Below are 16,026 nucleotides of genomic sequence, written 5' to 3'. Positions count from 1 at the left end.
GCGGTAAGATCGCAATGGATCAGGGGTAAAAACGTGCCGTTTATTGCGCGTTTTTTGTTTTACTCGTCAGAAAACTGCTGTATGTCGCAGCCGGTACTCCTAGAGAGCCGCATATTTAAATCTCCTGAATTGGAATCAGTATGACAAACGCGACGCCTCCCGCTTCGCCGTCAGCTGAGCCGTTAGCGCATGTTGCAATGAATTCTCCTGCACGCGTCCTGACGGCCAGCCTGGTCGGCACGACGATCGAGTTCTTCGATTTCTACGTTTACGCGACGGCTGCGGTCCTCGTCTTCCCGGCGCTGTTCTTCCCCAACAGCGATCCGACGACCGCACTGCTTGCCTCGTTCGCAACCTTCTCGATCGCATTTTTTGCCCGCCCGCTCGGTGCCGTCGTGTTCGGCCATTTCGGTGACCGGATCGGACGCAAGACAACGCTGGTTGCCGCACTTTTGACCATGGGCATTTCCACCGTGATCATCGGCCTGCTGCCGACCTATGAGACGATCGGCGTGGCAGCACCGCTGCTTCTGGCGCTTTGCCGTTTCGGCCAGGGCTTTGGCCTCGGCGGCGAATGGGGCGGTGCTGTTCTGCTCGCGACCGAAAACGCACCTCCGGGTAAGCGCACCTGGTACGGCATGTTCCCGCAGCTTGGCGCTCCTGTCGGCCTGTTCCTGTCTTCGGGCGTGTTCTGGATCCTGCTGCACTTCATGTCGCAGGAAGCGCTTCTATCCTGGGGCTGGCGCATTCCGTTCATTGCATCGATCCTGCTGATTGCCGTTGGCCTTTGGGTACGCCTCTCGATCACCGAGACGCCAGCCTTCCAGAAGACGATCGACAAGCAGGAGCGGGTCGAGATCCCGGTCGTGGAACTGTTCCGCACGCACAAGCGCAGCCTGGCGCTTGGCACTTTCGTGGCGCTTGCAACCTTCGTGCTGTTCTACATCGGCTCGGCCTATCTTCTGTCCTACAACGTCAAGATCCTGAAGATGCCGTTCCTCGATGCGCTCGAGGTGCAGTTGCTCGGCTCGATCGTGTTCGGCATTTTCATTCCGATCGTTGGCAAGCTGGGTGACCGCTACGGACGCCGCGAGATGCTGATCGTGACGACGGTGCTGATCGGGCTGTTCTCGTTTGTCCTGCCGGCACTGATGACCAATGGCGAAGGCATGATCTTCCTGTTCGTCGTACTGGCGATGGTGCTGATGGGCATGACCTATGGCCTGATCGGAACGGCACTGGCCGCTCCCTTCCCGACCGCGGTCCGCTATACGGGCTCGTCGATCACCTTCAACCTCGCCGGCATCTTCGGCGCGTCGCTCGCGCCCTATATCGCAACCTACCTCCAGGCCAATTACGGCATGGCCTATGTCGGCTACTATCTCGGCATCGCTGCCGTGATCACGCTGGTCTGCATCCTCCTGNTCGCTGGCTTTTTCTTGTGTGAACTGTCACTCTCCTGGATGTAGCCGGTGCTTGCGACGGCTGCTTCGCTCCGCAAGCAAGACGGCAACCCAACCCGCTCCAGCGATCACAAAGGGCAGGACATACAGGAAGAAGAAAGTGGGTGCGTTCATGAGATCAACTCTCCAAGAGCACGTCTTGCACCCCAATGTAGTAGCAAACCGCCGGAAATCCAAGCCAGCGTCGAAAGGGCGATAGACAGCGAGATACCAGCCGACGCTGCTCCGTTGGAAAGCGAGACAGCCGGAGCTATGAAACCCGCGGCCACACAGGCCGTCGAAAGCCTGTCCAGCGAATTTGCCAGAAGTTTGGTTCGCTCGTTGTGTATCAGCGTCATTCGCCCATCCTTGAAGAAGGACTAGTTATAGCTACTCCGTCGTCGCACCCTGGAAGGGCCGCACTTCCCGGCCCGGCATGAAGATACCGAGGCGCTTGATCTCCCACTCCAGCTTGGTGCCCGATTTGTCGAACACGCGCTGGCGCACCATCTCGCCGAGATATTCGAGATCATAGCCGGTGGCATGGCCGATATTGATCATGAAATTGCAATGCAGCGACGACATCTGGGCGCCGCCGTTCATCAGGCCGCGGCCGCCGGCCTCGTCGATAAGGCTCCAGGCGGAATGGCCTTCCGGGTTCTTGAAGGTAGAGCCGCCGGTCTTTTCCTTGACCGGCTGCACGGTCTCGCGGTGCTGGCGCACAGCGTCCATGTCGGCGCGGATCTTGGCACGGTCCTCCGGGTACCCTTCGAACACCGCATGGGTGAAGATCAGGTCCTTGGAAGCCGATGAATGGCGGTAGCTGTATCCCATGTCCTCGTTGGAAAGCACATGCTCGTTGCCCTCGCGATCGACGGCATGGACTTCGACCAGCCGCTCGGCAGTCTCCCCGCCATTGGCGCCGGCGTTCATCCGCAGCGCCCCGCCAATCGAACCCGGTATGCCGTAGTAGAAGGCAAACCCGCCGATACCATTGTCCATCGCCATCGCAGCGAGGTGCTTGTCCGGGCAGATCGCACCGGCCTTGATCCGGTTGTCACCCATGAGATCGAGCTGGCCGAACCCCTTGGCAGAGAGACGGACCACAACGCCCGGAATACCACCATCACGCACCAACAGATTGGAGCCGACGCCGACAACGGTCAAAGGGACCTCTTGCGGCAGCATCTTGAGGAAAGTCGCGAGATCCTCGGCGTCATGCGGCTGGAACATCAGCTCGGCAAGTCCGCCCGCTTGAAACCACGTGACCCGATCCATCGGTGCATTCGGCGTCAGACGACCACGCAGGTTCTTGACGCCGTCCCCGAGTGACGTCAGCAGCTTTTCCCCATTCACTTGTTTCATTCTACTGTCCCGAAAATCTCTCAAGTTCCTTCGGCAACGACGCAGCCCATTGCGTGATGTTGCCTGCCCCCAGAAGCACCACGAAATCCCCCGGCTTCGCAATGCCGGAGACGATCGAAGCCAGTTCGCTCGGAGAGGTCATGTAACGCGCGTCGCGGTGGCCGCTCGATTTGATCCGCGACACCAGCGATTCTGAATTGACCCCTTCGATCGGATCTTCCCCCGCGGCATACACCGGCGCAAGGATGATACTGTCGGCATCGTTAAAACAATTCGCAAAATCGTCAAACAGGCTCGACAACCGGGAGAAACGGTGCGGCTGGTGGACGGCGATGACACGCCCCTGGCATGCCTCGCGCGCTGCCTTCAGCACGGCCTTGATCTCGACCGGATGGTGACCGTAATCGTCGAAGATGGAAACGCCGTCGACAGTGCCGGTCAGGGTGAAGCGGCGCTTGACGCCGGAGAAATTCGCAAGACCCTTGCGGATATTCTCTTCCGATATCCCGAGCCGGTTTGCGACGGCAATCGCAGCCGTTGCGTTGGAGATGTTGTGGCGGCCTGGCATCGGCAACACGAGATCCTTGAAGGTGAAGATCCGGCCGGTGCGACGGCGACGGATTTCCACGTCGAAGATCGACTTGGTGCCCTCCATGCGGATGTTCGAAAACCGCGCATCGGCCTGCGGGTTCTCGCCATAGGTGACGACCTTGCGGTCCTCGATCTTGCCGACCAGCGCCTGCACTTCCGGGTGATCGAGGCAGAGAATGCCGAAGCCGTAGAACGGCACGTTCTCGACGAATTGCCGGAAGGCCGCCCGCACCGCGTCGAAATTGCCGTAGTGGTCGAGATGCTCCGGATCGATATTGGTCACAACCGCGACGTCAGCGGGCAGTTTTAGGAAGGTACCGTCCGATTCGTCGGCTTCCACCACCATCCACTCGCCCTCGCCCATGCGGGCGTTGGTGCCGTAGGCATTGATGATGCCGCCGTTGATGACCGTCGGATCGAGATTGCCGGCTTCGAGCAACGCCGCGACCATCGAGGTCGTGGTGGTCTTGCCATGCGTGCCGCCGATCGCAATCGCGTTGCGGAAGCGCATCAGCTCCGCCAGCATTTCCGCGCGCCGGACGATCGGCAGCGATTTTTCTCGCGCAGCAACCAGTTCCGGATTGTTCTTCTTGATCGCTGTCGAAACGACCACGACTTCCGCATCGCCGAGGTTTTCGGCGGTATGGCCGACGAACACCGGAATGCCCTTGTCGCGCAGACGCTGCACGTTGGCGCTATCGGCCTGGTCGGAGCCCTGAACGTTGTGGCCGAGATTGTGCAGCACTTCGGCGATACCGCTCATGCCGATCCCGCCGATGCCGATGAAATGAACGAGGCCAATAGCCTTCGGCATCTTCATGCCCGTACTCCCTTGAATTCTGCAATATTTTTACGTTCAGCAACCGCGGTGACGAGGTCTGCGAGTGCGATCGCCGCATTGGGCCGACCTGCCCGCTTGGCGGCTGCCGCCGTCTTTTCCAGCCGCTCCGGCTCATTCATGGCAGACGATATCATCGCCGAGAGGCGTTCCGGCGAAAGCTCGGACTGCGCCACGACCTCGGCTCCGCCGGTCGCAACGAGCGCCGCCGCATTGGCCGCCTGGTCGTGATCCAGAGCATAGGGATAGGGCACCAGAATGGACGGTCGCCCGATCACCGAGATCTCCGATACCGTCGATGCACCCGAGCGGCACACCACGAGATGCGCCGCCGCAAGACGCTCGGCCATGTCGGGGAAGAACGGCGAGATTTCTACCTTCGAATTCAGCTTGCCGAAGCACGAGCCGACACGGCCCTGATCCTCGGGGCGTGCCTGCTGTGTCACAACCAGCCTGTCCCGCTCGGATTGATCGAGAAGGCTCAAGGCCGTGGGCACGGCAGACGAGAAGAACTGAGCGCCCTGGCTACCACCGAACACGACGAGCCGGAACGGATCAGTTCCCCGCGACGCGACATAGGGCACGTTTGCGGCTTCCAGAACCGCGGGGCGCACGGGATTGCCGGTCGTTACGGTCTTTGCCGCGTATGTGCCGGTCGTTTCGGGAAGAAACCCGCCAGCGATCGCCTGCACCCTCGAAGCCAGCGCCTTGTTGGCCCGGCCCATCACTGCATTCTGCTCATGGATGATCGTCGGCACGCCCATGCCGGTCGAGGCCATCAATGGCGGGACTGTTGGATAGCCACCGAAGCCGACGACCGCGATCGGCCGCAAACGCGATATCAGCTTGCGCGCGGCGCGAAGACCGGTCCAGAGCTTCCAGGCAGTCCGCGCCATCGCGATCGGATTTTTCGATCCGAACGTCGCCGACGGTACGACATGAATCTCATCAGCCGGAAACTTGCCAGCAAAACGCTCGGCGCGGCTGTCGGTCACCAGATGCACGGAAAAGCCCCGTGCTTTCAGCTCGTGACCCAATGCTTCCGCAGGAAAAAGATGACCGCCGGTTCCCCCGGCGGCTAACAGAATAATGCCCTTGCTCATATACCTACTCCGCGGGAACTCCGGACGCGACGCGGAACAAGCTGCGTTCCTGCGCGCGCCGTTCCGGCCGGTGACGTGTGAGTGCCAGAATAAAACCAGCTGTCACACATATGGCGATCATCGACGATCCGCCATAGGAGATCAACGGAAGCGTCATTCCCTTGGCCGGCATCAACTCGAGATTGACGCCGATATTGATCATCGACTGTATGCCGATCTGCAGCACAAGGCCGGCGACGGCAAAGCGGTTGAAGTCGTTGCGCTCGTTGAAGGCATGCTTGAGGCCGCGCAGCACGATGAAGGCGAAGATTGCAACAAGCGCCATGCAGAAGATGATGCCGAATTCCTCGGCCGCGACGGAGAACACAAAGTCGGTGTGACTGTCGGGCAGGATCCGCTTGACGATGCCCTCGCCCGGGCCCTGGCCAAACCAGTTGCCGCGCACGATCGCCTCATGCGCTGTCTCCACCTGGAAGCGGTCGCCTTCGCCGGTCAGGAACTTGTCGAAACGGGCCGTCACGTGCGGCAGCATGTAATAGGCCGCAAGAAGACCGCCGACACCGACACCGCCGAGCAGAACGATCCAGAGCCACGGCATGCCGGCCATGAAGAACATGCCGCCCCACACGATGCTGGTCAGGATCGTCTGCCCAAGGTCGGGCTGCGCGACAAGAAGGGCCGCGACGATGCCGAACAGGATGATGGCGAAGAGATTGCCCGGAATTTCAGGCTGCCGTGCGTGCTCTGAAAACAGCCAGGCGCAGACCACCACGAAGGCGGGCTTCATGAATTCGGACGGCTGGATGGACAGCGCGCCAACACCGATCCAGCGCCGCGCCCCCTTGACCTCGACGCCGAAGAACAACGCCAGAACCATCGCGGCCAGCGAAAGAGCAAGAAGCACGATTGCGGTCCTTCGTACCTGACGCGGGGTCAGGAACGACAGGCCAATCATGATGGCGAGTGACGGAATGAGGAAAACCGCATGGCGTTCGACGAAGTGGAAGTCTGAGAGACCGATGCGCTGGGCAACGGCTGGCGATGCCGCAAACGACAACATGAACCCGATGCCCATCAGCATGATAAAGGCCGCCAGGAAAAAACGGTCGATCGTCCAGAACCAGTCTGCGAGCGGTCCACGGTCTGCGCGGCTTACCATATTCAGTTTCCTTTTCCGGTATCGACCAGCATGTCCACACTGTCGAGAGCTGCGACGAGTGCGACAAACGCATCGCCGCGCACTTCGAAATTCTTAAACTGATCAAAGCTGGCGCATGCCGGCGACAACATCACTGCCGACGAAACAGTGTCGGCTGCCGCATCTGCGGCTGCATGGGTAACGGCCCGTTCGAGCGTGCCCGAAATTTCGTAAGGGACCGTGTCTCCAAGAGTTGCTGCGAATGCCGGTGCTGCTTCTCCGATCAAATAGACTTTTGTTATATTCTGGAAGAGTGGTGCGAGGCTTGCGATGCCGCCTTCCTTGGGAAGACCGCCCGCAATCCAGTAGATCCGCTCATAGCTGGAAAGCGCAGGGGCCGCGGCTTCGGCGTTCGTTGCCTTCGAATCATTGACGAAAACAACATGGTCCCGTCTCCCGACCGGCTGCATGCGGTGCTTGAGGCCCGGGAATGACCGCAGACCGGCGCGGATGTCATCCGCAGAGACGCCGACCGCCAGGCAGGCAGCAATCGCCGCCGCCGCATTCTGAGCGTTGTGGCTGCCCTTCAACGTCGGGATGCCATCGAGGTCGACGAGCGCAGACGAAACGCCGCCATTCATCTCGATGAGGCGGGTTGTCTCGGCATAGATACCATCGGCGACCGCATTACGCTTGGAAATGCGCCGAACCTTGACGCCTGTGCGCTCGACCCGGTCGGCGATCAGTGTCGAATAGCTGTCGTCGACGCCGATGACGGCGGTCTTCGCCCCAGCAACCAGTCGCTCCTTGATGTCGGCATAGTGCTGCATCGTGCCGTGACGATCGAGATGGTCAGGTGTGAGGTTGAGCAATATGCCGGCCGTGGGATTGAGCGTCGGGGCCAGATCGATCTGGTAGGACGAGCATTCGACGACGAAATAGCGTTCGGCCTTCGGCGGATCGAGCGTCAGGATCGCCGTCCCGATATTGCCGCCCAGCTGCGTGTCGCGCCCGCTTGAGCGCAGGATATGCGCAATCAGCGCCGTCGTGGTCGACTTGCCGTTGGTGCCGGTGATGGCGATGAACGGGCAGTCCGGTGCATGCGCCCGGCGCTCGCGCACGAAAAGCTCCACATCACCGATGATCTCGACGCCGGCAGCACGCGCCAGATCGGCGCTCCAATGCGGCTTTGGATGGGTCAGCGGAACGCCCGGAGACAGAACGAAGGCCGCCTGCGCGCTCCAGTCGATGGTTCGCAAGTCCGCCGTCTCGATGCCGGCAACGTTTGCCTTGGCGACGCTGTCAGGATTGTCGTCCCAGGCCAGAACCGTGGCACCGCCGGCAACCAGCGCCTGCGCGGTCGCCAGTCCCGAACCACCGAGACCGAAAAGCGCGACACGTTTTCCGTTGAATGTCGTGACCGGAATCATCGGATCACCGCAGCTTGAGGGTCGAGAGGCCGAGCATCGCGAGGCCGACGGCGATGATCCAGAACCGGATCACGACCTGGCTTTCGGTCCAGCCAAGCTTTTCGAAATGGTGATGGATCGGCGCCATCAGGAACACACGCCGGCCGGTCATCTTGAAGAAGCCGACCTGAATGATCACGGACATCGTTTCCATCACGAACAGGCCGCCGATGATCGCCATGACGATCTCGTGCTTGGTGGCGACGGCAACCGAACCGATCAGGCCGCCGAGTGCCAGCGAACCGGTATCGCCCATGAAGATCGCAGCCGGCGGGGCGTTGAACCAGAGAAAGCCGAGGCCAGCCCCGATCACCGCGCCCATGATGACGGCGAGCTCACCGGTTCCGGGGACAAAATTGATCTGCAGATAGCCTGCAAAGACGGCGTTACCGACGAGATAGGCAATCACCCCGAACGACGCGGCGGCAATCATGACCGGCACAATCGCCAACCCGTCGAGACCGTCAGTCAGGTTGACCGCATTGCCGGCGCCGACGATGACGAAGCCACCGAACAGGATGAAGAAATAGCCGATATTGATCAGGAAATCCTTGGCGAAGGGAAAGGCGACCGAGGTTGCCAGATGCGGGTTTCCCGCAGGCTCCGTCACCATCGCAAGTCGCATCATGAAGAACACGGCGATGCCGGCGATGAGGAACTCGATGCCGAGGCGCGCCTTGCCGGAAAATCCCTTGTCGGTCTGCTTGGTGACCTTGAGATAGTCGTCGTAAAAACCGATTGCGCCGAAGCCAAGCGTCACGAGCAGCGTGGCGACCACATAGATGTTGGAAAGATCGGCCCAGAGCAACGATCCGCCGACGATGCCGGCGAGAATCATCAGCCCGCCCATGGTCGGCGTACCGGCCTTCTTGAAATGGGTCTGCGGTCCGTCGGCGCGGATCGGCTGACCCTTGCCCTGGCGGATTCGGAGCGAATTGATCATCCGTGGCCCGAACATGAAGACGATGAACGCCGAGGTGAAGAGCGCTGCTCCCGTCCTGAACGTGATGTATCGGAACAGGTTGAAGAACTGAATCTTGTCTGCCAGTTCCACGAGCCAGATCAGCATAAAGGGCCCTTTCAAAAAAGCCGCGTCGTCTTAAGGTTGGCGGTCCGTGTCGGAAAAAGCCGGGTAGTTGTCAAGCAGCGCGGCAACGATCTTGCCGAAACCAAGCCCAAGTGACGACTTCACCATCAGCACGTCGCCGGGAATGACGGAGCGCACGACGTATTCAGTCAGTGCGTCCGTCGTTTCGAAATACTGTACGTCGACACTATCAGGCAGCGCATCCCGCAGAGCGGCCATTTCCTTGCCGGCGAGCCAGACGTGCTCGATCCCGGAGGCGAGCAATGGCCCGCCCAGCTCTTCGTGCACCTGGGCAGAGAACTCGCCCATTTCCAGCATGTCGCCGAGGACGGCAATACGGCGACCGGTGAGTTCCGGTGCTGTCGCTGCGAGCAGGGAGATCGCGGCCCGAACCGAGGCCGGATTAGCGTTGTAGCTCTCGTCGATCAGCGTCAAATGGCCTTCGCCAATACCGAGACGATGGCGCTGTCCCCTGCCCTTGACGGCCTTGAGTTCGGCCAGCGCCTGCCCCACCGAGCCCATGTCGGCACCGAGGAGGAGCGCCGCTCCTAAAACTGCCATGGCATTTTCGGCGATGTGGCGGCCAGGTGCGCCGATCACAAACTCCTTCGTCTCGCCATTGAGAACGGCCCAGATAACGGAGCTCTCGGCATTGCCCTCGAAATCGGCAAGGCGATAGTCGGCCTTTGCATGCTGGCCAAACGTCATGACGTGGCTGACGCCCAACTCGTGGGCTTTCTGTTCCAGCAGCGCAAACTGTGCATTGTCGTGGTTGAGGATGGCAGCTCCGCCGGGCTCGATACCCTCAAGGATCTCGGCTTTGGCAGCCGCGATCTCTTCGAGACTGTTGAAATGCCCGAGATGGGCAGCCGCGATCGTCGTGATGATCGCCACATGCGGGCGCACCATCTTGACCAGCGGCCGGATTTCGTCGGCATGATTCATGCCGATCTCGAACACGCCGAAATCCGTATCGGACGGCATGCGTGCGAGCGTCAGCGGGACGCCCCAGTGATTGTTGAACGAGGCGACGGCCGCATGCACCTTGCCGGACGGGGCAAGCGCATGGCGCAGCATTTCCTTGGTCGTGGTCTTGCCGACCGAACCGGTCACGGCAACGATACGGGCGCGACTGCGGTCACGCGCCGCGATCCCGAGCTTGACGAGTGCGGCCAGCACGTCCTCGACGACGATCATCGGGATCGTCAGACGGCCCATTGCCGGCAGCTTCGCTTCTGAAACGACGATCAGAGATGCACCGTTGGCGATCGCCATGCTGGCATAGTCATGCCCGTCGACCCGGTCACCCTTGATGGCGAAAAACGCTTCACCCTCGGTGATTCCGCGGCTGTCGATCGAAAGACCGGTGACGCCTTCCGGCATCTGCCCGATCGGCCGGCCGTCCATGACGGTGGCCATTTCCTGCGAGGTCCAAAGAAAGCTCACGATGCTACGCCCTCCGCCAGGTCCTGCAATGCCTTGCGCACTTCGACATGATCGGAGAACGGCAATGTCGTTGCCCCAACCGTCTGTCCTTCCTCATGCCCCTTGCCGGCAACGATCAGCGTATCGCCAGTTTTGAGCAGTCCGACCGCGTGACGGATTGCCTTTGCCCTGTCGGCGATCTCTTCCGCGCCCGGCGCTGCCGCCATGATCTCGGAGCGGATCGTGGCCGGCTCCTCGGAGCGAGGATTGTCGTCGGTGACGATCACCACGTCCGCAAGGCGGGTGGCAATCTCTCCCATGATCGGACGCTTGCCCTTGTCGCGATCTCCGCCGCAGCCGAACACAACGACCACGCGGCCGGTGGTGAACGGACGCACGGAGCTCAGAACGTTCTCGAGCGCATCGGGCTTGTGGGCGTAATCCACATAGGCAAGCGCGCCATCCTTCGTCTGGCCGACAAGCTCGAGCCGGCCGGATGCGCCGACGAGCTTTTCAAGCGCTGCCATGGCAACAGCGGCCGGAACGCCGGTCGACATCGCAAGTCCTGCGGCAACCAGCGCATTGGCCACCTGGAAGTCGCCCGCGAGCGGGATATCGACCTCATAGATCTTGCCGTCCGCATGGATCTCCGCGGTCTGCTTGTGACGGAAGTGTTCGACACGCTTCAGGCAGAGATAGCCGCCCTTGCGCCCGACGGTCCGGATGCTGAGGCCTGAAGCAAGTGCCACCTCGATCGCAGTTTCAGTCCAGCGGTCGTCGGCAAAGATCACGGCCGGAGCGCCCGCAGGTGCCAGCGTATCGAACAGCCGCATCTTGGCGGCCATGTAGCTCTCGACGGTCGGATGGTAGTCCATATGGTCGCGGCCAAGATTGGTGAAACCGACAGCCGACAGCTTGACGCCGTCGAGACGGCTCTGGTCGAGACCGTGGCTGGACGCTTCCATCGCCGCGTGGGTGACGCCTTCGGACGCGAGTTCCGCCAGCAGCTTCTGAAGCTCGACGGGATCAGGCGTGGTCAGCGAGCCGTAGTCGTTGCGATCAGGCGAGACGACGCCCGTGGTGCCGATCTGTGCAGCCGCATGGCCGGCATAGGCCCAGATCTGCCGGGTGAAAGAGGCAACCGAAGTCTTGCCGGCAGTGCCTGTTACCGCAACCATCGTCTCCGGCTGAGCGCCATACAGCCGAGCGGCAGCGATTGCTAGAAAGCGGCGTGGATTGTCCACGACCACAACCGGGATGCTGCTGTCTGCCGGATGGGACGCGATGGCGACAACCGCGCCCTTGGCGGCGGCATCGTCGACAAAGCGCGACCCGTCAGCCTTGGATCCAGCAAGAGCTGCGAACAGCATGCCCTCGGCGATTTGCCGACTGTCCGAGGAAAGACCGAGAATATCCACATCACCGGCTGGTCCAGCCAGGATATCGGCCGCTTCCGGAAAATCGTCTCCGGCAAGATCGCGCAGTTTCATCGGTAATCTTTCCATCTAACAGCAGGCTCCCTCACGAATCGAGGGCCCGTTCTTGATCCTCAATAAGACACAAGCAGGGCAGAACCGTCATTGCCGAATTTTGGCTTTACACCGAGAATGGGAGCAGACCGCGCGATGATCTCCTTGACCATGGGTGCTGCGGACATCGCAGCAAGCGCGGCGCCATTGCCTTTGTCGGTCTTCGGCTCGTCGCTGAAGGACAGGACGACATAGCGCGGATTGTCCATCGGGAAGGCCGACAGAAACGCGTTGAAGTTCTTGTCGTGGGCGTAGCGGCCGTTGACGACCTTGTCCGCCGTTCCGGTCTTGCCGCCCACATTGAAGCCGGCCACGCGCGCATTGCGGCCCGATCCGTTGATGCCGTTCCATTCGAACAGGAAGCGCATGTCCTTGCTGGTTGTGGGCTTCATGACCTGGGTGGCGATCTCGTCGGCCTGCGCCTGGGTGCGGGGCAGGAATGTCGGCGGAACGAGCTTGCCGCCGTTGACCAGTGCCGCACCGGCAACAGCCGTCTGCAGCGGCGTCGTCGACACGCCGTGACCGAACGAGATGGTGATGGAGTTGATCTTCTTCCATTCGCGCGGCTGACTTGGCATCGCGATTTCCGGCAGTTCGGTCTTCATCCGGCTGAGAAGTCCAAGCCGCGTCAAAAAGTCCTTGTGTCCTGCAATGCCGACCATGTCGGCGATCTTCGCCGTGCCGATGTTCGAAGAATACTGGAAGATTTCCGGAACGCTCAACACGCGCCCCTTGCCATGGAAGTCCTTGATGGTGAAACCGCCGATGCGGATCGGGAAGCGAGCATCGAACGAGCTTTGCAGGTTCATCTTGCCGTCATCGAGACCCATGGCGAGCGTGAAGGATTTGAAGGTGGAGCCCATTTCGAACGTGCTGTTCGACATGCGGTTCATCCAGCCCTTTTCAGCGTCCACGCCGTTCGGGTCGTTCGGATCGAAATCCGGTGCGGATGCCATACCGAGGATTTCACCGGTGTGAACGTCGATGACGACGGCGCCTGCACCGATCGCCGAGTATTTGCCGATCGATTCGGCAACGACCTGCTGAACGATTGCCTGCACGCGCAGATCGATCGACAACTTGACCGGCTCAAGCGGCTGATCGGAGGTCATGCCGACGGCCGCAAGGTCCGCGAGACCCTGGGAATCGATGTAGCGTTCCATTCCAGCGACGCCGCGGTTGTCAATATTGACGTAACCGACGAGATGCGCAGCAGTTCTGCCACCGGGATAGAAACGGCGCTTCTCAGGCCGGAAACCGATACCCGGGATGCCGAGTGCCAGAATCTGGCTCTGCTGCTTCGGGGTCAGCTGGCGGCGCAGCCACTGGAAATGCGAATTGGAGCGAAGCTTCGTATAGGTGCCCTTCACGTCGAGATCGTTCAGCACGGTCGCGAGCTTTTCGATCACCTCGTCGGCGTCGACGATCTTGTGCGGCTCGGCAAACAGCGAGACGGTGCGGATGTCGGTGGCCAGCACCTCGCCGTTGCGGTCGACAATATCCGGGCGCGACGCCATGAACCGGTCTGCCGGCAGAATGCTCGACGTTACCTCAGGCATCGCAAAGCCGTATTGCACGAGACGTCCGCCGATGACGCCGTAGAACGCGACAAAGCCGGCGATCAGGAGACCGACGCGGTTCTTGGCCTGAGCGGATTTGCGCTTGCGGGTGCCTTCGAACGACGCACCGCGCATCGTTGGGCGCCCACGGCCCCCGGCCGAAAAATGCGCCCTGCTCTTCAAAACCATGATTCGTGACAGGAAGGACATCAGCGTCTCACCGATCCGGTTGAATGAACATCAAGAGAAGAAGCACCACGGTTTTTGGGTACCGGTATTTTGGACGGAGGCCTGGACTTTGCAGCCTCGACGCCCTTCAGCGCCGCTGCGACTTCACTGTCCTTGCCGGAAATGATGTCCTCGATGGTGGTCTCGGGCTGCGGCAGACGCGACTTCATCATCGGCAATTCCTTGGGCATGGCGAGTTGCGTCGTATCGGTCGCGCCAAGGCCGAGCTCGGTGCCATAGACGCCGATCAGCCGGTGAAGACGGTTCGGCTGGGTTAGAAGCGCCCAGTCGGCCCTCAAGAGATCGATCGTATCTTTCTCGAGCCTGATCTCGGTTTCGAGACGCCGGACCTCTTCAAGTTTCTCATCGGCGCGATGCTTGATCGAATAGGTCACGACAGCCGTTGCCGTCATGACGCCGATCAGCACGAGATCGAAGCTTCTCAACATCCGTCAGACCCCCAATGTCGAAAGGCTTGCGAGGCTCGGCAGGTCGAAGATCGACATGTCGGAACCACGCGATTTTGCTTCGGTGCGGATACCGGCGCGCAGCTTGGCGGAACGGGCGCGCGGATTGATCTCCGCCTCCTCCTCGCTTGCCGCCACCATCGCCTTGCCGAGCGGATCGAAGATCGCTTCCTTCACCGCAACCATCGGCAGATGCCTTGAGCCGGAGGTCTTGGACGAGCGATCCGCGAAGAACTGCTTGACGATCCGGTCTTCCAGCGAATGGAAGGTGACAACCACGAGCCGGCCACCGGGCTTCAACGCCTGCTCGGCGGCAAACAGCGCCTGCGCCAGCTCGCCGAGTTCGTCGTTCACGAAAATGCGCAGCGCCTGGAAAACACGCGTCGACGGATGGATCTTGTCCTTGGCTTTACGCGGATTGACGCTCTCGATGAGATTGACGAGATCGCGCGTCGTGCGGAAGGGCTCGGTCACGCGGCGCTTTTCGATGGCACGTGCGATACGGCCGGAATGTTTTTCCTCGCCGAGAAAGCCGAAGATGCGGATGAGATCGCCGACCTTCGCGCGATTGACGACATCAGCCGCCGATACGCCATTGCTCGACATGCGCATGTCGAGGGGACCGTTGCGCTGGAACGAGAAGCCGCGCTCGGCCTCATCGATCTGCATCGAGGACACGCCGATATCGAGCACGACGCCATCGAGCCCGCCTTCCGGCGCATGATCGGCAAGCTGCGAGAACTGTGAATGAATGAGAGAGAGGCGACCGGCATGCGCGGCGACGAGCGCCTGTCCATTGGCGATTGCGGAAGGATCGCGATCAAGGCCAATGACGTCAGCACCGGCTGCCAGCAGGGCGGACGAATAACCGCCCGCCCCGAAGGTGCCATCAAGGATGACCTTGCCAGGAAGAGGCTGAAGCGCCTCCACCACTTGGTGCAGAAGAACTGGAATATGGCGAACCGGTCCGCCTTCGGGCTCAGTTTGACCTTCGCCTGGATTCGCCGACATCCCGCTCTCCTGTACTATGCGGGACGTGAACTCAAACGTCCCTCCCGTGCTGCCGCCTGCGCCTCGTGAAATGCTTGCGGCTGCCAAAGCTGAAAATGATCCGAACGCCCGACGAAAGTGACTTCCGAGCTGATACCCGTGAAATCCCGGATGAAATCCGAGACCATCAGCCGGCCTTCCGCATCGAGCCTCATGAAGACACCGCCGCCGTGAATCAGCAGCGACATCCTGTTGGCGTCCGGTGAAAACGGATCGACGGACGCAATCTGCCGCTCGTAGCGATCGAGCAGATCCGGACCGCCGACGCTGATCGCCGGATAGATGAAATCCTGGAGGCAGTAGAGCTCCTGAATTCCGCGCTCGGAAAGAACCGCGCGAAAGCCGGCAGGCACAGAGACCCGCCCCTTCGTATCGATCCTGTTCGTCGCATTCGACAGGAAGCGGCTCATCGCAACAAACACCCGCCCCGTTCGCAAAAGACACGGGAAACTTCCCGCCAGACTGCTTAGATTCAAACAAGGGCGATCCGTGCGGATAAGCAGATGCTTGCCCGATTGTGAGATCGAAACTCTTGATTTGATGGGCAAAAAGCCCTTGTGCAGTGCGAATTTGGGATACCATGGGACCATATGGGCGTCAATGGGAGAGGCCCTGCAAGCTCCTCCATGTTCGGATTTATTTATAAGCTGTTAAGTTTAACAAAGGGTTATTGAGCGCTTTGGAGAAACTGCCTCTGCGACCCTTCGCAAGTGATATTTTGACAGTTGCTAAGAG

The 16,026-nt window shown here is 60.7% G+C and carries 12 protein-coding genes and 1 pseudogene; 1 reads left to right on the top strand and 12 read right to left on the bottom strand.

What is annotated here, in order from left to right; genetic code table 11:
• Positions 1 to 140: 140 nt before the first annotated feature.
• Positions 141 to 1,424, top strand: a pseudogene (locus IFT59_RS05955) (MFS transporter); the annotation flags it as partial.
• 408 nt (positions 1,425 to 1,832) lie between these two features.
• On the opposite strand, the gene murB reads toward IFT59_RS05955, so the two are convergent.
• From murB to mraZ, 12 genes are read right to left on the bottom strand one after another with little or no spacing between them, the layout of a single operon-like run.
• Positions 1,833 to 2,807, bottom strand: a complete 975-nt coding sequence (murB, locus tag IFT59_RS05950) for a UDP-N-acetylmuramate dehydrogenase (protein ID WP_192086339.1) — start codon at positions 2,805 to 2,807, stop codon at positions 1,833 to 1,835.
• Between the two features lies 1 nt (position 2,808).
• Complete coding sequence (gene murC, locus IFT59_RS05945) at positions 2,809 to 4,218, bottom strand: UDP-N-acetylmuramate--L-alanine ligase (protein WP_062456179.1); 1,410 nt, start codon at positions 4,216 to 4,218, stop codon at positions 2,809 to 2,811.
• A complete protein-coding gene (murG, locus tag IFT59_RS05940; RefSeq protein ID WP_192077030.1) occupies positions 4,215 to 5,339 on the bottom strand; it encodes an undecaprenyldiphospho-muramoylpentapeptide beta-N-acetylglucosaminyltransferase in 1,125 nt (374 codons plus the stop codon). Before murG ends, murC begins: the two co-directional genes overlap by 4 nt.
• Positions 5,340 to 5,343: 4 nt before the next feature.
• Positions 5,344 to 6,498, bottom strand: a complete 1,155-nt coding sequence (gene ftsW / locus IFT59_RS05935; protein ID WP_062456173.1) for a putative lipid II flippase FtsW — start codon at positions 6,496 to 6,498, stop codon at positions 5,344 to 5,346.
• A gap of 2 nt (positions 6,499 to 6,500) precedes the next feature.
• Positions 6,501 to 7,907 carry a UDP-N-acetylmuramoyl-L-alanine--D-glutamate ligase gene (gene murD, locus IFT59_RS05930; protein WP_192086338.1) on the bottom strand — a complete coding sequence of 469 codons (1,407 nt, stop codon included), beginning with the start codon at positions 7,905 to 7,907 and terminating at the stop codon, positions 6,501 to 6,503.
• 4 nt (positions 7,908 to 7,911) lie between these two features.
• Entirely contained in the window at positions 7,912 to 9,015 is a 1,104-nt protein-coding gene (gene mraY / locus IFT59_RS05925; protein ID WP_062456167.1) for a phospho-N-acetylmuramoyl-pentapeptide-transferase, read from the bottom strand.
• 30 nt (positions 9,016 to 9,045) lie between these two features.
• Positions 9,046 to 10,479 carry a UDP-N-acetylmuramoylalanyl-D-glutamyl-2,6-diaminopimelate--D-alanyl-D-alanine ligase gene (locus IFT59_RS05920; protein ID WP_113110665.1) on the bottom strand — a complete coding sequence of 478 codons (1,434 nt, stop codon included), beginning with the start codon at positions 10,477 to 10,479 and terminating at the stop codon, positions 9,046 to 9,048.
• Positions 10,476 to 11,948, bottom strand: coding sequence for a UDP-N-acetylmuramoyl-L-alanyl-D-glutamate--2,6-diaminopimelate ligase (locus IFT59_RS05915; RefSeq protein WP_062456161.1), 1,473 nt, complete (start codon positions 11,946 to 11,948; stop codon positions 10,476 to 10,478). The genes IFT59_RS05920 and IFT59_RS05915 overlap by 4 nt, the downstream gene beginning before the upstream one ends.
• A gap of 59 nt (positions 11,949 to 12,007) precedes the next feature.
• A complete protein-coding gene (locus tag IFT59_RS05910; RefSeq protein ID WP_062456158.1) occupies positions 12,008 to 13,756 on the bottom strand; it encodes a peptidoglycan D,D-transpeptidase FtsI family protein in 1,749 nt (582 codons plus the stop codon).
• On the bottom strand, positions 13,756 to 14,223 hold the full coding sequence (gene ftsL / locus IFT59_RS05905) for a cell division protein FtsL (protein ID WP_062581108.1): 468 nt from the start codon (positions 14,221 to 14,223) through the stop codon (positions 13,756 to 13,758). Before ftsL ends, IFT59_RS05910 begins: the two co-directional genes overlap by 1 nt.
• 3 nt (positions 14,224 to 14,226) lie before the next feature.
• The gene (rsmH, locus tag IFT59_RS05900; protein ID WP_062456153.1) at positions 14,227 to 15,252 is read right to left on the bottom strand and encodes a 16S rRNA (cytosine(1402)-N(4))-methyltransferase RsmH; all 1,026 of its coding nucleotides are present in this window, start codon (positions 15,250 to 15,252) and stop codon (positions 14,227 to 14,229) included.
• Between the two features lie 14 nt (positions 15,253 to 15,266).
• The gene (gene mraZ, locus IFT59_RS05895; RefSeq protein WP_062457964.1) at positions 15,267 to 15,701 is read right to left on the bottom strand and encodes a division/cell wall cluster transcriptional repressor MraZ; all 435 of its coding nucleotides are present in this window, start codon (positions 15,699 to 15,701) and stop codon (positions 15,267 to 15,269) included.
• Between the last annotated feature and the right edge of the window lie 325 nt (positions 15,702 to 16,026).

The organism is Rhizobium sp. CFBP 8752, from assembly GCF_014842035.1.
Taxonomy (GTDB): domain Bacteria; phylum Pseudomonadota; class Alphaproteobacteria; order Rhizobiales; family Rhizobiaceae; genus Neorhizobium; species Neorhizobium soli.
Note: the sequence above shows the minus strand (reverse complement) of the source record. Positions and strands in the feature narration are given on the sequence as shown.